This window comes from Luteimonas sp. gir (assembly GCF_037198055.1).
In the GTDB taxonomy this organism is placed as follows: Bacteria; Pseudomonadota; Gammaproteobacteria; order Xanthomonadales; family Xanthomonadaceae; genus Luteimonas; species Luteimonas citri_A.
In genome coordinates, this window is sequence record NZ_JBBAXQ010000016.1 from 20,557 (window position 1) to 36,108 (window position 15,552).

Consider the following 15,552-nt stretch of genomic DNA (forward strand, 5'->3'; position numbering starts at 1 on the left):
CGGCGCCAACGTGCCCGGTGGCGTGGTCTCAGCGTCGCGGCGTGCGCAACGCCGAGATCGCGTAGAGCAGCCAGCCGAACATCGTCAGGCCACCGCCCCAGGGTGCGAACGCCGACGGCCCGCCGAGCAGATGGCGCGAGACGACCGCGCCGGCGAACAGCAAGGTGCCAGCCAGCAGCGCCAGCAACGCCAGTTTCGCCATCGGATCGCGCAGGCCTCGCGCCAACGCTGCCAGCGCGATGCCGTGACCGAACGCGAACACGGCGGCCGCCTGCAACGCCGCACGCGCGTCGCCTTCCATCCCGTGGTTGGCGTAGGCCGCCAGTGCGACGGCCACCCCGGCCAACAGCGCGCCGGCCGCCGCCAGGCCCGATGCATTCCCTTCGTATCTGCGCAAGACACTCCCCCCCCTGTCCTGGGGCACCGTGACGATGCCCGGTTTCCCAACGCAACACGCCGCATCCAATGGATGCGGCGTGCGCGTGATCCTGTGTCGCGGTACGAAGACCGCCGCTTACGGCTGCTGGCGCAAGGTCCAGAAGACTTCGAACTCGCCGTTCTCCGTGAACGCGGCCTCGATGCCGTTGCGATAGGACTCGTACGGACGATCGGTGACCTCGTAGCCCTGGGTCAGCGCCCAGGCACGCACGGCGTTGCGGACGTTGTCCAGCTCGGCCATGAAGCCCTTGTAGTTGGCCTTGGCAACGCGACCGCGCGGCAAGTGCACATACTTCACCGGGCCCAGCAGTTCGAGGTCGGACAGCTCGGCGGCATCGGTGGCCGGGGCCTCGACCGGTGCGGCGGCAACCTGTGCATCGGCCTCACCCTCGCCGTCGCCTTCGGCGGCAGCGGCAGGCGCGGCCGGGCCGGTGCCCTTGGCGCGGACCGGCATCGCGATATCGAAGGTGTAGGTCTCGCGGCCCAGCTCGGTGGTGATGACGCGCAGCGGACCGGCGGCTTCCAGATCATTGGCCGCCATCGTGCGGTTGATCCACTCCAGGTTGGCCTTCATCGAATCCTGGATGACCTGGTTGTTGCGCTCCACCGCGCCGGCGCTGACGACCAGCAGGTTCTCGGCCGGACGGTCGACCGCCGCCAGATCCGACAGCGTGCTGCCCTCGACCCGATAGTCGACGTTGGGCACGGCGGCCAGCAGGTTGCCCATCTGGCCCAGGCCCAGCTTCATGTCGTCGCCGACGTTGCGGCTGACGTACAGGCCGGCGAAGCGACCGAGCAGATCCCAGCCGTAATCGACGTTGTAGGTCTGGGTGATCTCGATGTTGCGGTTGTTGCGCCCGGTCGGCTTCAACGTGAAGGTCATCTTCTTGTTGTCGCCGCGCTGCGGATTCTCGACCGCGTAGACCACGCGCTTGTCGGGATCGGATTCGGTGATCTCCCAGTGGCCCTGGCCGATGCGCTTGTCCTCGGAGGCGTAGTCGACGCGGGCGCCGACGCCGGCATCCGGGCCGGAGAGCTTGAGCTGGACGGCGGGATCGTAGCGAGGAATCGGCGACCAGTCCTTGAAGCGACGGACGCTATTGATCGTGTCGAACACGATCGACTGCCGACGGTTGGTCTCGACAGATTCGGTCAACGTGCGGCTGGACGGAAGCAGCACGGCCACCACCAGGAACAGCACGGCGACGATGACGCAAGAGATCAGCAGTTCGAGCAGACGGGTCATTCAGGGTTCTCCAGGACCAATTCCGGCCTGAGGCGGCACAGACCGGCAATCGTAGCAAGATTGTATTGCCGCGGGCGAGCGATGTTGCGAGCGAATCGACGGCCGCGATCGCGCCTTCGCATCGCGGTCGACAGCGGCCGGGGACGCCGCCCGGGGCCGCGCACGACACCGGTGTCGTGCAGAGGCTGCCGGAGCGGCCTCGCTACCCCGGCCACCGCGCCGGCCAACCGCGTCCTCCCGGCTCAGACCAGTTGCAGCTCGAAGGCCTTGAGCACGGCGCGGGTGCGGTCGCGCACGCCGAGTTTGGACAGAATATTGGAGACGTGGTTCTTGATCGTGCCTTCGGCCACGCCCAGCGAATTGGCGATCTCCTTGTTGGAGAAGCCGCCGGCCATCAGCCGCAGGATCTCAGTCTCGCGGTCGGTCAGTGGGTCGGGCCGGTCGAGACTGACGAACTCGTTGCGCATCTGCTCCAGGCCGGTCAGCAGACGCTGGGTCACCGCCGGCTGCACCAGCGAGCCGCCGTCGGCGACCGTACGGATCGCGCCGACCAGTTGCTCGAGCGACACGTCCTTGAGCAGGTAGCCCTTCGCGCCGGCCTTCAGGCCGGCCAGCACCAGTTGGTCGTCGTCGAAGGTGGTCAGGATGATCGTCGGCGGTAGCGCGTCGGCGCGCGCCAGCGACTGCAGCGCCTCGAGCCCGGACATCGCCGGCATGCGCATGTCCATCAGCACCACGTCGGGCTTGAGGCCGGGGATCAGGTCGACCGCCTGGCGGCCATCGGCGGCCTCGCCGACGACCTCGATGCCGCCGTCGAGCGCGAGCAGCGAGCGGATGCCCTGGCGGACAAGGGTCTGGTCGTCGACCAGGCAGACTCGGATCATGGGGCCTCCCAACGGATGCGGGCTCACGGCGGCGGGGACGTGGCGGTGCGGGGTGCAGCATCGCGCAGGCGGGCGTCATCCGCCAGCGGCAATTCCAGGCGCAGTACGAAGCCGCTGCCTGGCGCGGTCTCGACCTGCAGGGTGCCGCCATAGGCGGCCAACCGTTCGCGCATGCCGGTCAGGCCGTTGCCGGCGCGGGCGACATCGGCGCCGCGGCCGTCGTCGCGGGCATCGAGCCGGATCGCACCGGCGTCCTGCACATAGCGCAGGCGCAGCAGGCTGGCGCCGGAATGGCGCACGGCATTGGTGATGATCTCCTGGGTGCAGCGCAGCAGCACGTGCGCGCGCTCGGGGTCGTCGACCAGGAACTGTTGCGGCATCTGCATGTCGATCCGCAGGCTCGGCACGTTCTCGGCCAGCGGCAGCAAGGTGGCGCGCATATCGATCGCATCGTCGTCGCGCAGCTGGCTGACCGCCTCGCGCACGTCGCTGAGCAGCAGCTTGGCCAGCGTCTGCGCCTGGCCCACATGCTCCTGCGCCTGCCCGCTGGCCAGATGACTGGCGATCTCCAGGTTCAGACTCAACGCCGTCAGGTGGTGGCCCAGCAGGTCATGCAGTTCGCGCGAGATGCGCGTGCGCTCGTTGACGCGCACGCTTTCGGCCAGCAGCGCACGGGTGGCGCGCAGTTCTGCGTTGAGCCGGCGCTGCTCCTCGCGGGCCTGCGCCTGTTGCCGCGCGACCAGGCCGGTCACGAACGCAAAGCCGGTGAAGCCCACGTACAGCGCTGCCTGCAGCACCGCCTCGGCCCAGGTGAAGTCGAAGCCGCGCACATAGACCGGCACGATCACGAACTCGCAGGCCACCAGCAGCGCCACCCCGACCCACAGCGGCAGCAGCCAGGGCAGCACGCAGGCGACGACCATCAGCAGGATGCTGCCCAGGCCGCTCTGGCTGTAGTAGCTGATCGCGATCGCACTGCCGGCCAGCACCAGCACCAGCAGCCGGTCGAGCACGCCGATCCGGCGTTCGCCCAGGCCGCGCGTGAGCCAGGCGTAGCTGGTGCCAAACACCGCCCAGGCCAGCCAGGACGGCCAGCTGTCGAGCCACAGCCGCGCCCCGCCCTCGACCAGTTGATCGGCCGGCGCCAGCGAGAGCATCAGCAACGGCAGGCCGATCACCGCCCAGGTGAACAGGCCGGCCACGCGCAGCAGGCGGTTGTGGTTCAGGGCGCGGATCATGCGCCATGGTAGGCGCGCGCGGGGCCTCGCGCGCAGGGCCTGAAGTCATGCCGGGCGCCGCTGCGCGCCTCGCCCGCGCGCAGCGGGCATGCAATAATCCGTCCTTGCGACGCATTGCGGCCAAAATTGCCGCCTGCGGTCGATTGGTGTGTCTGTCGTCTCACATGGAGTCTGGAATGTCGATCGTCGTCCGCGACGTGCATGCGCACGAGCTGGATTCCATCCTCGAACTCAACAACGCCGCTGGCCCGTCGATCCTGCCTCTGGATGCCGCCCGCCTCCGCCGCCTGTACGACACCGCCGAGTACTTCCGCGTCGCCGAGCGCGACGAGGCCATGGTGGGCTTTCTGATCGGCTTCGGTTCAGGCAGCGACCACGACAGCAGCAACTACGCCTGGTTCGGCGCGCACTACCCCGAATTCTTCTACATCGACCGCATCGTGGTCGCCAGCCGCCGCCGCGGCGGCGGCGTCGGGCGGGCGTTCTATGCCGACGTACAGAGCTATGCCGAGGTTCGCTACCCGCTGCTGACCTGTGAGGTCTTCGTCGAGCACGACAACGATCCGGTGCGGCTGTTCCATGGCGGCTTCGGCTTCCGCGAGGTCGGCCAGCACGTCATGCCCGGCACCGACCTGCGCGCCTCGATGCTGGTCAAGGACATGTGCAGCTATCCATGGGTGCGCGACACCTACGGTGGCCGGCTGCCCGACACCGCATGGCTCAGGCCCCGGCAGCTGCCGGCCGGCGCAGGGGCGGCCGCCTGATGGCCGGCCAGCCCGCACCCGCACCGGCGACCGATTTCGAACCGGCCGGCGAACTGAAGATCGGCCAGGTCGGCATCGCCAATCTGCGCATCCGCACGCTCGACGTCGCCCGGCTGGGCGAGGAGATGCGCAGCCGCGTGACCCGCGCGCCCAAGCTGTTCGAGCGGGCGGCGGTGATCCTCGATTTCGGCGGCCTGCCCGCGACCCCGGACCCGGCGACCGCGCAGGCGCTGATCGACGCGTTGCGCGAGGCCGGCGCGCTGCCGGTCGCGCTGGCCTGGGGCAGCAGCGACAACGCCCTGCTCGCGCAGGCGCTCGGCCTGCCGCTGCTGTCGAAATTCCGCGCCCAGTACGAGAACGCGGACGCCGCCGCCGTGCCCGCGCCCGCCCCGGTGGCTGCGCGTGCCGCGCCCGCTCCTGCCGCTGCCCCGCCACCGCCCCCCGCACCCGCCCAGGCGGCCGCCGAACCCGGACTGATGCAGACCTCGGCGGTGCGCTCGGGCCAGCAGCTCTACGCCCGCAACCGCGACCTGACGGTGATGTCGCAGGTCGGCGCCGGGGCCGAGGTCATCGCCGACGGCTCGATCCACATCTACGGTCCGCTGCGCGGCCGCGCGCTGGCCGGCGCCCAGGGCAACCGCAATGCCCGCATCTTCTGCCGCAGTTTCCACGCCGAACTGGTGGCCGTGGCGGGGCAGTACAAGGTGCTGGAAGATATTCCGCGCGAGCTCCACGGCAAGGCCGTCCAGGTCTGGCTGGAGCATGAAGAACTCAAGATCGCCGCACTCGAGTGACGGCGGCACACCCAGGAGACGTGTTTTGGCTGAAATCATCGTAGTCACATCGGGCAAGGGCGGGGTCGGCAAGACCACCACCAGCGCCAGCATCGCCAGCGGGCTGGCCCGGCAGGGCAAGCGCACCGCGGTCGTCGACTTCGACGTCGGCCTGCGCAACCTCGACCTGATCATGGGCTGCGAGCGCCGCGTGGTGTACGACCTGGTCAACGTCGTCCAGGGCGAGGCCTCTCTCAAGCAGGCGCTGATCAAGGACAAGCGTTTCGACAACCTCTATGTGCTCGCCGCCTCGCAGACCCGCGACAAGGACGCGCTGACCAAGGAAGGCGTGGAGCGGGTGCTCAAGGAACTCGCCGACGACGGCTTCGACTTCGTGATCTGCGACTCACCGGCCGGTATCGAGAAAGGTGCGTTCCTGGCGATGTACTTCGCCGACCGCGCGATCGTGGTGGTCAATCCCGAGGTCTCCTCGGTGCGCGACTCCGACCGCGTCATCGGCCTGCTGCAGTCCAAGACCCGGCGCGCCGAGTCGGGCGAGCGCGTGCAGGAACACCTGCTGCTGACCCGTTACAGCCCGGTCCGCGTGGAAAGCGGCGAGATGCTGTCGATCGCCGACGTCGAAGAAGTGCTGGGGCTCAAGACCATCGGCGTGATCCCCGAATCGGGCGACGTGCTCAACGCGTCCAACAAGGGTGAGCCGGTGATCCTCGACGCCCAGTCGATCGCCGGCCAGGCCTACGACGATGCGGTCGCGCGACTGCTCGGACAGGAGCGCCCGCTGCGCTTCACCACCACGGAGAAGAAGGGCTTCTTCAGCAAGTTGTTCGGAGGTTGATGATGGCCCTGTTCGATTTCCTCAAGCCCAAGAAGAACACCGCGACGATCGCCAAGGACCGCCTGCGCATCATCGTGGCCCAGGAGCGGACCAGCCGAAACGCCCCCGACTATCTGCCGCTGCTGCAACGCGAATTGCTCGAAGTGATCCGCAAGTACGTCAGCATCGATGTCGATGCGGTCAAGGTGGACCTGGTCAAGGACGGCGACAACGACGTGCTCGACATCTCGGTCGCCCTGCCCGACGAGCGCATCACCCCGGCCTGAGCCGACGTGCCCTCGCCCTCCGGCATTTCGGCGACATCCACTGTGCCGCCGCATGCGGTCGCCGCGCCCGTGCTGTGCCTGGCCGACATCGGCTTCGAGGCGCCGACGGCGCTGTTGCGGCGCTACGGGCTGCAGCTGCATCGCATTGCCCCGGGGCTGCCGATTCCCGGCAGTTACTGGGGCGAGAGCGAGGCCGGCATCATCGGCTGCGACGTGCATGCGCGCGACGACACGCCGGTGCATTCGCTGTTGCACGAGGCCTGCCATCTGATCGTGCTGCCGCCCGAGCGCCGGGCGGCGGTGCACACCGACGCCACCGACTCGGTCGAGGAGGAGGACGCGACCTGCTATCTGCAGATCGTGCTCGCGCAGGCGCTGCCGGGCGTGGGCAGCGCGCGCCTGATGGCCGACATGGATGCCTGGGGTTACACCTTCCGGCTGGGCTCGGCGCAGGCCTGGTTCGAGCACGATGCCGAAGATGCGCGTGCGTGGCTGATCGCGCGCAGCCTGTTGCCGGCGCCCGTATCCAGCTGAATACGTGACTGGCCGCGGCGCCAGACTGCCCCTTCGTTTGCGTCGTGACGCCGCCGCCGGCTGTCCGCCCTCACTTGCGGCGCTGCAACCGGCGCACTAGCCTCCCGGTTCCTTCTGTACACCGGATGTCGCCGTGACCCATCGCCACGCCCTGCTCGCCCTCGCGGTCGCCGCGAGCCTGACGCTCGCCGGCTGCAACCGCTCGGCCTCGCCCGATGCCACGACGCCGGCCGCATCCGCGGCGCCCGAGGGCGAGACGGCCGACCAGTTCATCGCGCGTGTGAACGACGAGATGCGCACGCTGATGCCCGAACTGACCGCGTCGCAGTGGCTGTCGGCCACTTACATCAACGACGACAGCCAGTTGCTGGCGGCCAAGTACAACGAGCGCTACCTCGCCCAGCTCAACAGCTGGATCGAACAATCGCGCAAGTTCGAAGGCCAGCAGATGTCGCCGGAGACCGCCCGCGCCATCAACCTGCTCAAGCTCGGCGCTTCGATGCCGCCGCCGCGCAATCCTGAGCACCTGGCCGAACTGACCAAGATCGCCTCGAAGATGGAAGGCACCTACGGCGCCGGCCAGTACTGCACCGGCGAAGGCGAGGCGCGCAGTTGCCGCCAGCTCGGCCAGCTCGAGGACGTGCTGCGCAGCAGCCGCGACTATGACGCGCAGCTCGACGCCTGGCAGGGCTGGCACACGATCGCCCAGCCGATGCGCGGCGATTACACGCGCTTCGTCGAACTGGTCAACGAAGGCGCGCGCGACCTGGGCTTCGCCGATGCCGGCGAGGCCTGGCGTTCGGGCTACGACATGCCGCCGGCCGAACTGGCCGCCGAGACCGATCGCCTGTGGGGCCAGGTCAAGCCGCTGTACGAACAGTTGCACTGCTACGCGCGCGGGCGGCTGGAAGCGCGCTATCCCGGTCGCGGCACGGTCGAGGGCGGGCTGCTGCCCGCCCACCTGATGGGCAACATGTGGCAGCAGGACTGGAGCAACCTCTGGGACGTGCTGCAGCCCTACCCCAACGCCGGCGACCTCGACATCACCGGCGCGCTGGAGAAGAACTACCAGGTGCTGCTCAACGAGCGGATGGTCAAGGAGAACGCGCTGATCGATTCCGACCGTCGCGCCGACATCGCCCACGCCGCGCAGACCGACAACGCCAAACGCATGAACGAGCGCGCGCAGGACTTCTACGTCTCGCTCGGCATGCCCAAGCTGCCCGACAGCTACTGGGCCAAGACGCAGTTCATCAAACCGCGCGACCGCGACGTGGTCTGCCACGCCAGCGCCTGGGACATGGGCGGCAAGATCGACGGCCAGCCGGACGTGCGCACCAAGATGTGCACCAAGCCGAACGAGGAAGACTTCACGACGATCTACCACGAGCTCGGCCACGTCTATTACTACCTCGCCTACAACGGCCGACCGCCGCTGTTCCAGAGCGGCGCGCACGACGGCTTCCACGAGGCGATCGGCGACACGATCGTGCTGGCGATGACGCCCAAGTATCTGCAGTCGATCGGCCTGGTCGGCGAGCAGCAGCAGTCGCAGGAATCGCTGGTCAATTCGCAGATGCGCATGGCGCTGGCGAAGGTGTCGTTCCTGCCGTTCGGGCTGATGATCGACCGCTGGCGCTGGGGCGTGTTCGACGGCTCGATCACCCCGGACAACTACAACGCCGCGTGGTGGTCGCTCAAGGCGCAGTACCAGGGCGTGGCACCGGCGACGCCGCGCGGCGAGGCGTTCTTCGATGCCGGCGCCAAGTACCACGTGCCGGGCAACACGCCCTACACGCGCTACTTCCTCTCGCACGTGCTGCAGTTCCAGTTCTACAAGGCGCTGTGCGATGCGTCGGGGCACACCGGTCCGCTGTACGAGTGCAGCTTCTACGGCAACAAGGCAGCCGGCGAGAAGTTCTGGGCGATGCTCGAGAAGGGCAACAGCCAGCCCTGGCAGCAGACGCTCAAGGAACTGACCGGCGGCGAGACCATGGACGCCGCGCCGGTGCTCGAGTACTTCGCGCCGTTGCAGACCTGGCTCGAGCAGCAGAACGAAGGCCGCAGTTGCGGCTGGAGCGCACCGGCTGCCGCGCAGTCCCCTGCTCCGGCCGCGGCCGCGGCCCCGGTGCAGGGCTGAGCGGCCTTGGTGGGTGTTCGCCTAGCCTGAGAAATCTTGCTTCTCCTCGCTCAATCGCGGCGCTCTTCTCCGGAGCGCGCGTCGCGCCGGCCGGGGACTGCTTCTCAGCTCGGTCAGCCATCCCTGGCTGACTCGCCGCCGCGGGCCATCCATGGCCCGCTATCGCAATCCCCGACCAGCACGACGCCCTAAGGCCGAAAACATATGACTTCTTTCAGCGGGCGACTCCCCATCTACCGAAGTCGGGTTGCAAACGTCCACGGCAGCGGACTGACGGCGGGTGATCGCATCGAGCGCGCCAGGGAGGGCGCGCGCCCGACCAAGACAGAATGAACATGAATGTCGTGCACGGCTTGCCGCATATCCATGCGAACGCTACGTGCGCTGCGCATCCCGGACTGCGCAGCAGCCTGACCGAGGGGCGAGCAGCTTCCGGCTGACAGACGGCTTCCTGGCCGAAGTGGAACGCCCATCCCGCAGTCGGAGGGGCCGCTACAACGGGTCGGTCGGCGCCATCGGCGCGGCCTCGCGCGCGGAACCTGAGGGCGGTGCGCCACGCGCCAGCTCGGCGCGCCAGAACAGCCAGCCCAGCAGCATGAAGCCGGCCGAAGTGATGGCCAGCGCGCGTGGATGCGGGCTGACCAACGGCGAGAGCACGCCCGCGGCAACCGCGTTGAGGACCAGGCCGACGAAGGCCTGCAGCGACGATGCCGAGCCGCGCTGCCGCGGATACATGTCCAGCACGGCGAGCGTGAGGATCGGGAACACCAGCGCGATGCCGAACGAGTTGAGCATCATCGGCAGCACCGCCCACGGCACGGCCGGCTGATCGACCAGCAGGTTGTAGCCGAGATTGGCGACCATCGCCACGCCGCTGCAGGCAAAGCCGATGTTCGCCAATCGCGGCCCGCTGATCCGCCCCGCCGCCCGCCCCGACACCCAGGCGCCGAGCATCATGCCGGTGATCATCGGGATGAAGAACCAGCCGAACTGGCGCTCATTGAGGCGCAGCACATCGATGACGAACACCGGCGTCGAGGCGATGTACAGAAACAGCGCCGAAAAATTGAACGCGCCGGCCGCGGCGATGCGCTGGAACCGCCGGTTGGCGGCAATCGCCGCATAGCCACGCAACAACCGCGCCGGCGCCAGCGAGATACGGGCCTCGGCCGGATGGGTCTCCGGCAGTCGGCGCCAACACACCGCCAGCAGCACCAGCGAGAACGCCACCAGGAACCAGAAGATCAGCGGCCAGCGGCCCCAGCCCAGTAGCCAGCCACCGATCACCGGCGCGATCGCCGGCGCAATGCCGAAGATCATCGACACCTGGCTCATCAGCCGCTGCGCATCGTCGCCATGCAGCACGTCGCGGATCACCGCACGCCCGACGATCAGACCCACGCCCGCCGACAGCCCCTGCAACGCACGGAACGCCAGCAACGCGCCGAGACTGGTCGACAGCGCGCAGCCGATCGAGGCGACGACGAACACCGCCAGCCCGCCCAGGATCACCCGCCGCCGCCCGAGCGCGTCCGACAGCGGCCCATGCACGACGCTCATCAGCGCATAGGCGACCAGATACACCGAGATGGTCTGCTGCATCGCCGCTGCATCCGCGCCCAGGTCCGCACCAATCGCCGGAAACGCCGGGAAGATGGTGTCGATCGAGAACGGGCCGAACATCGCCAGCCCGGCAAGCAGCAGGGTCAACAGGCGGATCGGGACCTGGGGCGACGGCGATGGCGTCACGGCCATCGCCGGACGCTCCGGCATGGACAAGCGCGCATAGGGAGGACGGTCACAAGAGCGGCCGCGCAGCATAGCAACGCATCCGTGACCGGCGCGCCGGACGCAGCGTTCCCTGCATGCCCATGCCCACCCCGCACACGTGCCGCGCGCCCGTTGCACGGCCCCACAAGGATGACCGCCGGCTGTCCACCGCCCGTGCACGCCCGGCGCGCCACGGTGGTGCCATGTCTTCTCCGTCTCGCACCTTCGCCTCGCTGGTCCTCGCCGCCGGACTCGCCGCCTGCACTGGCAACACCCCTACCGAACCGGCGGTCGCCCCGCCCGGCGCCACGCCGACGGCTGCCACACGCACGCTCGAAGCCGGTGCGCGAGCTCTGCAAGGCACTGCGCCGCTGCGCGACATGGACATCCATATCGTCGGCTTCCACCCGATGAAGGACGACCCGTCGATGCAGATGGAGGCCCACCACTACTGCCGCCAGGTCAATGAGGATTTCGCGCAGTGCGCCCTGTTCGACGGCGACACCGTCCAGGCCAACCTCACCGGCATCGAGTACATCATCTCCGAACGGGTATTCGCGCAGTTGCCTGAGGACGAGCGTGCGTACTGGCATCCGCACAACGGCGAGATCCTGTCCGGCCAGTTGCTTGCCCCTGGCCTGCCGGAAGTCGCCGAGCGCGCACTGATGCGCCAGAAGATCAACAGCTACGGCAAGACCTGGCATACCTGGCATTCGCGCCACGGCACCGAGCCCGGCGATGCGCTGCCACTGGGACCTGCCGCACTGGCCTGGTCGTTCAACCGCGACGGCGAGGTCGATCCGGCCTTGCTGGCCGACCGCGACCGGCGGACCGGCATCGACAGCGCCCAGCGGCGCCAAGCGCGCGAGGAGCTCCGTGCCCTCGCCCACCCGCAGGCCGGGGTCGACACCCTGCAGCACCATTTCCCCGACGCCACTCCGATTCCGGGTGTCCGCGATATCGCCGCGGACCCCGAGCGGACGCAGCGCTAGAGCCGCTCGACCGCGCTGGCCCGGATCAGGACCTCGTCCTGGTCGAAGCGCGCCTCCAGCGTGGCGCGGTAGGCCGCCCACCAGGCGCGGTCGAGCCGGTCGGTCATGACCTCGACCAACACCACCTCGTCGCGCTGCACTTCGCCGCCCGGGTCTTCCCAGGCGCCGGCGGCCGGCGCGCGCACGAACGCGGTGGCGCCGCCGAAGCGTGCGGTCAACTCGTCGCGCACCGCATCGAGCATCGCGCGCGGCCAGGGCTGGCCGTCGGCGCCGCGCAGCGGCAGGAAGAGCTGGACAAGCGTGCACGGCGTCGGCGCTGCGGACATGGTCGAAACATCGGGCGGCAGAAGGGCCGCAGCATCGCCGCGGCGTCATGCAGCCGACGTCACGACCCGCCCGGCCGGGCGCAGGAGCACGGTATAATCGGCGCGCTGCAACCAACCGGTGGGAGAAGCGGGTCCGCCCCGCTGCCGAAGGCGCAACGCCCGTAATCGCTCAGGCCCACGTACTGCCGGCGGGAAAACTCTGGAGAGACCGGTTCGATCCGGCGCCGAAGGTGCATGGGGACGCGTTACCCCCGAACTCTCAGGCAAAAGGACAGAGGGGCACGAGGAAGGCCGGCGCCTTCCGTCGCCGCATGCCGTTCCGGGCGCGGCGCGGCATCCGTCGGCCCGCCGCCCCTGCCGCCCTACCGGATGCCCGCCATGACCGCATCGCCCCTGCGCGACCTCGAACACCCCTCGGCCTTCGTCGAGCGCCATATTGGCCCGAACGATGCCGAGATCGCCCACATGCTCGAGGTCGTGGGCCATGCGTCACTCGACGCGATGACCGACGCCATCGTCCCGGGCAGCATCAAGTCGGCCACCGACCTGGCGCTGCCGACCGCGACGACCGAGGTCGAGGCACTGGCGAAGATCCGCGCCATCGCCAAGAAGAACACCGTGCTGCGCAGCGTCATCGGCCAGGGCTACTACGGCACCCACACGCCGAACGTGATCCTGCGCAACATCCTCGAGAACCCGGCCTGGTACACCGCCTACACCCCGTACCAGGCGGAGATCTCGCAGGGCCGCATGGAAGCCTTGATCAACTTCCAGACCATGGTCGCCGACCTGACCGGCATGGATATCGCCAACGCCTCGCTGCTCGACGAGGCGACCGCCGCGGCCGAGGCGATGACGCTGGCCAAGCGCTCGGCCAAGTCGAAGTCGAACGTGTTCTACGTCGCCGACGACGTGCATCCGCAGACGCTCGACGTACTGCGCACGCGCGCCGCGGGCCTGGACATCGAGCTCGAGGTCGGCCCCGCCGACGCCGCCGCCCAGTCCGCCAGCTACGGCGTGCTCCTGCAGTACCCCAACACCTTCGGTCGCATCGACGACCACCGCGCGGTCGCCGACGCGGTGCACGCACGCGGCGGTATCGTCGCGGTTGCGGCCGACCTGCTGGCGCTGACGCTGATCGAGGCGCCCGGCGCCTGGGGCGCGGACATCGTCGTCGGCAGCGCGCAGCGCTTCGGCGTGCCGTTCGGCTTCGGCGGCCCGCATGCCGGCTACATGGCCTGCCGCGACGCATACAAGCGCTCGATGCCCGGCCGCCTGATCGGCGTATCGGTCGATGCCGACGGCAACCCCGCCTACCGGCTGACGCTGCAGACCCGCGAGCAGCACATCCGCCGTGAGAAGGCGACGTCCAACATCTGTACCGCCCAGGTGCTGCTGGCGGTCATGGCCTCGATGTATGCCGTCTACCACGGCCCGGAAGGCCTGACCCGCATCGCCCGCCGTACCCACCGTTTGACCGCGATCCTGGCCGCCGCGCTACGCCAGGCCGGTGTTTCGGTCGGCGACGCGTTCTTCGACACGCTGCACGTGACCGGCGTCGACGCCGACGTGCTGCACGCCAAGGCGCGCGCGGCCGGCTTCAACCTGCGCGCGATCGACGCCGCGTCGGTCGGCATCAGCCTCGACGAGACCACGACCCGCGACGACGTCGTGGCGCTGGCCGCGGTGTTCGATGCGCAGGCAGACATCGACGCGCTCGACGCCGCGACGGCCGACGCGCTGCCGCAGGCGCTGCGCCGCAACTCGGGCTTCCTGCAGCACCCGGTGTTCAACACCCACCACAGCGAACACGAGCTGCTGCGCTACATGCGCACATTGGCCGACCGCGACCTGGCGATGGACCGCACGATGATCCCGCTGGGCTCGTGCACGATGAAGCTCAACGCCACCGCCGAGATGATCCCGGTCACCTGGCCGGAGTTTGCCAACATCCACCCGCTGGCGCCGGCCGACCAGACCGCCGGCTACACCGAGTTGATCGACGGCCTGGAAGCGATGCTGGTGGAGATCACCGGCTACGACGCGGTCAGTTTCCAGCCCAACTCCGGCGCCCAGGGCGAATTCGCCGGCCTACTGGCGATCCGCGCCTATCAGCGCGCGCAGGGCCAGGGCCATCGCGATATCTGCCTGATCCCCGAATCGGCGCATGGCACCAATCCGGCGTCGGCGCAGATGGTCGGCATGACCGTGGTGGTGACCCGCTGCGACAAGGACGGCAACGTCGACATCGACGACATCCGCGCCAAGGCCGAGAAGTACTCCGATCGCCTGGCCGCGATCATGATCACCTACCCGTCCACGCACGGCGTGTTCGAGGAAGACGTAGTCGCGATCTGCGACATCGTCCACCAGCACGGCGGCCAGGTGTACACCGACGGCGCCAACATGAACGCCCTCGTCGGGCTGGCCAAGCCCGGCAAGTGGGGCTCGGACGTGAGCCACCTCAACCTGCACAAGACCTTCTGCATCCCGCACGGCGGCGGCGGGCCGGGCGTGGGCCCGTGCGCAGTGAAGTCGCACCTTGCGCCCTATCTGCCGGGCACGCTGGGCGACAACGGCACGGTCGGCATGGTCTCGGCCGCCACTCACGGCTCGGCCTCGATCCTGCCGATCAGTTGGATGTACATCGCGATGATGGGCGCCGACGGCCTGCGCCGCGCCACCCAGGTCGCCCTGCTCAATGCCAACTACGTCGCCAAGCGCCTGGCGCCGCATTTCCCCACGCTCTACACCGGCCGCAACGGCCTGGTCGCGCACGAATGCATCCTCGACCTGCGCCCGCTCAAGGACGCGACCGGCATCAGCGCCGAGGACGTGGCCAAGCGCCTGATCGACTTCGGCTTCCATGCACCGACGCTCAGCTTCCCGGTCTCGGGCACGCTGATGGTCGAGCCGACCGAGAGCGAATCGCTGCATGAGCTCGATCGGTTCATCGACGCGATGATCCAGATCCGCGGCGAGATCCAGGCGATCGAGGACGGCCACCTCGACCGCGATGACAACCCGCTCAAGCACGCACCGCACACCGCGATGCAGGTCACCGCCAGCGAATGGACGCATGCCTATCCGCGTGAGTTGGCGGCATTCCCGCTCGCAAGTCTGCGCCAGACCAAGTACTGGCCGCCGGTCGCGCGCGTGGACAATGTGCACGGCGACAAGAACGTGTTCTGCAGCTGCATTCCGATCGGCGCCGCCGAGGACGCCCCCGAAGCCTTCAGCGAGCCCGACGTCGCCTGAGCGCGCCCCCGTTGCACAGACACGATCCCGGGCCCCATGCCCGGGATCGTCGTTTTACCGAACCGAA

14 protein-coding genes and 1 riboswitch are annotated in these 15,552 nt (G+C 68.9%); of the genes, 8 read left to right on the forward strand and 6 right to left on the reverse strand.

The features are described 5' to 3' along the window. Window positions 1-28: 28 nt before the first annotated feature. From WAF18_RS16225 to WAF18_RS16240, 4 genes are all read right to left on the reverse strand, one after another. Complete coding sequence (locus WAF18_RS16225) at window positions 29-397, reverse strand: DUF423 domain-containing protein (RefSeq protein ID WP_337246028.1); 369 nt, start codon at window positions 395-397, stop codon at window positions 29-31. Window positions 398-514: 117 nt separating this feature from the next. Beyond that, entirely contained in the window at window positions 515-1,684 is a 1,170-nt protein-coding gene (locus tag WAF18_RS16230) for an SRPBCC family protein (protein WP_337246029.1), read from the reverse strand. Between the two features lie 242 nt (window positions 1,685-1,926). Then, window positions 1,927-2,568 carry a response regulator transcription factor gene (locus WAF18_RS16235; protein ID WP_337246030.1) on the reverse strand — a complete coding sequence of 214 codons (642 nt, stop codon included), beginning with the start codon at window positions 2,566-2,568 and terminating at the stop codon, window positions 1,927-1,929. A gap of 23 nt (window positions 2,569-2,591) precedes the next feature. After that, window positions 2,592-3,806, reverse strand: coding sequence for a sensor histidine kinase (locus WAF18_RS16240; protein WP_337246031.1), 1,215 nt, complete (start codon window positions 3,804-3,806; stop codon window positions 2,592-2,594). Between the two features lie 176 nt (window positions 3,807-3,982). Between WAF18_RS16240 and WAF18_RS16245 the strand changes: the two genes are divergently transcribed. From WAF18_RS16245 to WAF18_RS16270, 6 genes are all read left to right on the forward strand, one after another. Further along, on the forward strand, window positions 3,983-4,570 hold the full coding sequence (locus tag WAF18_RS16245; RefSeq protein WP_183425785.1) for a GNAT family N-acetyltransferase: 588 nt from the start codon (window positions 3,983-3,985) through the stop codon (window positions 4,568-4,570). Next, a complete protein-coding gene (minC, locus tag WAF18_RS16250; protein WP_337246032.1) occupies window positions 4,570-5,364 on the forward strand; it encodes a septum site-determining protein MinC in 795 nt (264 codons plus the stop codon). The genes WAF18_RS16245 and minC overlap by 1 nt, the downstream gene beginning before the upstream one ends. Window positions 5,365-5,389: 25 nt before the next feature. Continuing rightward, window positions 5,390-6,199, forward strand: coding sequence for a septum site-determining protein MinD (gene minD / locus WAF18_RS16255; protein ID WP_183425787.1), 810 nt, complete (start codon window positions 5,390-5,392; stop codon window positions 6,197-6,199). Window positions 6,200-6,201: 2 nt separating this feature from the next. Next, window positions 6,202-6,465 (forward strand): cell division topological specificity factor MinE, encoded by a 264-nt coding sequence (gene minE / locus WAF18_RS16260; RefSeq protein WP_183425788.1) that lies wholly within the window; start codon window positions 6,202-6,204, stop codon window positions 6,463-6,465. 24 nt (window positions 6,466-6,489) lie between these two features. Continuing rightward, window positions 6,490-6,999: a hypothetical protein gene (locus WAF18_RS16265; RefSeq protein WP_337246072.1), complete on the forward strand. Its 510-nt coding sequence runs from the start codon at window positions 6,490-6,492 to the stop codon at window positions 6,997-6,999. A gap of 133 nt (window positions 7,000-7,132) precedes the next feature. After that, a complete protein-coding gene (locus WAF18_RS16270) occupies window positions 7,133-9,139 on the forward strand; it encodes a M2 family metallopeptidase (protein ID WP_337246033.1) in 2,007 nt (668 codons plus the stop codon). Between the two features lie 492 nt (window positions 9,140-9,631). On the opposite strand, the gene WAF18_RS16275 is transcribed toward WAF18_RS16270, so the two are convergent. Further along, entirely contained in the window at window positions 9,632-10,894 is a 1,263-nt protein-coding gene (locus WAF18_RS16275; protein WP_337246073.1) for a multidrug effflux MFS transporter, read from the reverse strand. A 218-nt stretch (window positions 10,895-11,112) separates the two neighbouring features. On the opposite strand from WAF18_RS16275, the gene WAF18_RS16280 reads away from it, so the two are divergent. Next, a complete protein-coding gene (locus tag WAF18_RS16280; protein ID WP_337246034.1) occupies window positions 11,113-11,901 on the forward strand; it encodes an OBAP family protein in 789 nt (262 codons plus the stop codon). Here the strand turns inward: WAF18_RS16280 and WAF18_RS16285 are convergent. Then, window positions 11,898-12,227 carry a hypothetical protein gene (locus WAF18_RS16285; RefSeq protein ID WP_337246035.1) on the reverse strand — a complete coding sequence of 110 codons (330 nt, stop codon included), beginning with the start codon at window positions 12,225-12,227 and terminating at the stop codon, window positions 11,898-11,900. The two genes, WAF18_RS16280 and WAF18_RS16285, sit on opposite strands and share 4 nt — an antisense overlap. A gap of 189 nt (window positions 12,228-12,416) precedes the next feature. Further along, window positions 12,417-12,512: riboswitch (glycine riboswitch) on the forward strand. 93 nt (window positions 12,513-12,605) lie between these two features. Here WAF18_RS16285 and gcvP point away from each other — a divergent pair. Further along, window positions 12,606-15,485 carry an aminomethyl-transferring glycine dehydrogenase gene (gene gcvP / locus WAF18_RS16290; protein ID WP_337246036.1) on the forward strand — a complete coding sequence of 960 codons (2,880 nt, stop codon included), beginning with the start codon at window positions 12,606-12,608 and terminating at the stop codon, window positions 15,483-15,485. The last annotated feature ends 67 nt before the right edge of the window (window positions 15,486-15,552 follow it).

What these genes read in the sequence shown, in the direction of transcription:
- WAF18_RS16230 (WP_337246029.1), bottom strand. Translation starts at nt 1,684, where the DNA reads ATGACCCGTCTGCTCGAACTGCTGATCTCTTGCGTCATCGTCGCCGTG.
- WAF18_RS16235 (WP_337246030.1), bottom strand. Translation starts at nt 2,568, where the DNA reads ATGATCCGAGTCTGCCTGGTCGACGACCAGACCCTTGTCCGCCAGGGC.
- WAF18_RS16240 (WP_337246031.1), bottom strand. Translation starts at nt 3,806, where the DNA reads ATGATCCGCGCCCTGAACCACAACCGCCTGCTGCGCGTGGCCGGCCTG.
- WAF18_RS16245 (WP_183425785.1), top strand. Translation starts at nt 3,983, where the DNA reads ATGTCGATCGTCGTCCGCGACGTGCATGCGCACGAGCTGGATTCCATC.
- minC (WP_337246032.1), top strand. Translation starts at nt 4,570, where the DNA reads ATGGCCGGCCAGCCCGCACCCGCACCGGCGACCGATTTCGAACCGGCC.
- minE (WP_183425788.1), top strand. Translation starts at nt 6,202, where the DNA reads ATGGCCCTGTTCGATTTCCTCAAGCCCAAGAAGAACACCGCGACGATC.
- WAF18_RS16275 (WP_337246073.1), bottom strand. Translation starts at nt 10,894, where the DNA reads ATGGCCGTGACGCCATCGCCGTCGCCCCAGGTCCCGATCCGCCTGTTG.
- WAF18_RS16280 (WP_337246034.1), top strand. Translation starts at nt 11,113, where the DNA reads ATGTCTTCTCCGTCTCGCACCTTCGCCTCGCTGGTCCTCGCCGCCGGA.
- WAF18_RS16285 (WP_337246035.1), bottom strand. Translation starts at nt 12,227, where the DNA reads ATGTCCGCAGCGCCGACGCCGTGCACGCTTGTCCAGCTCTTCCTGCCG.
- gcvP (WP_337246036.1), top strand. Translation starts at nt 12,606, where the DNA reads ATGACCGCATCGCCCCTGCGCGACCTCGAACACCCCTCGGCCTTCGTC.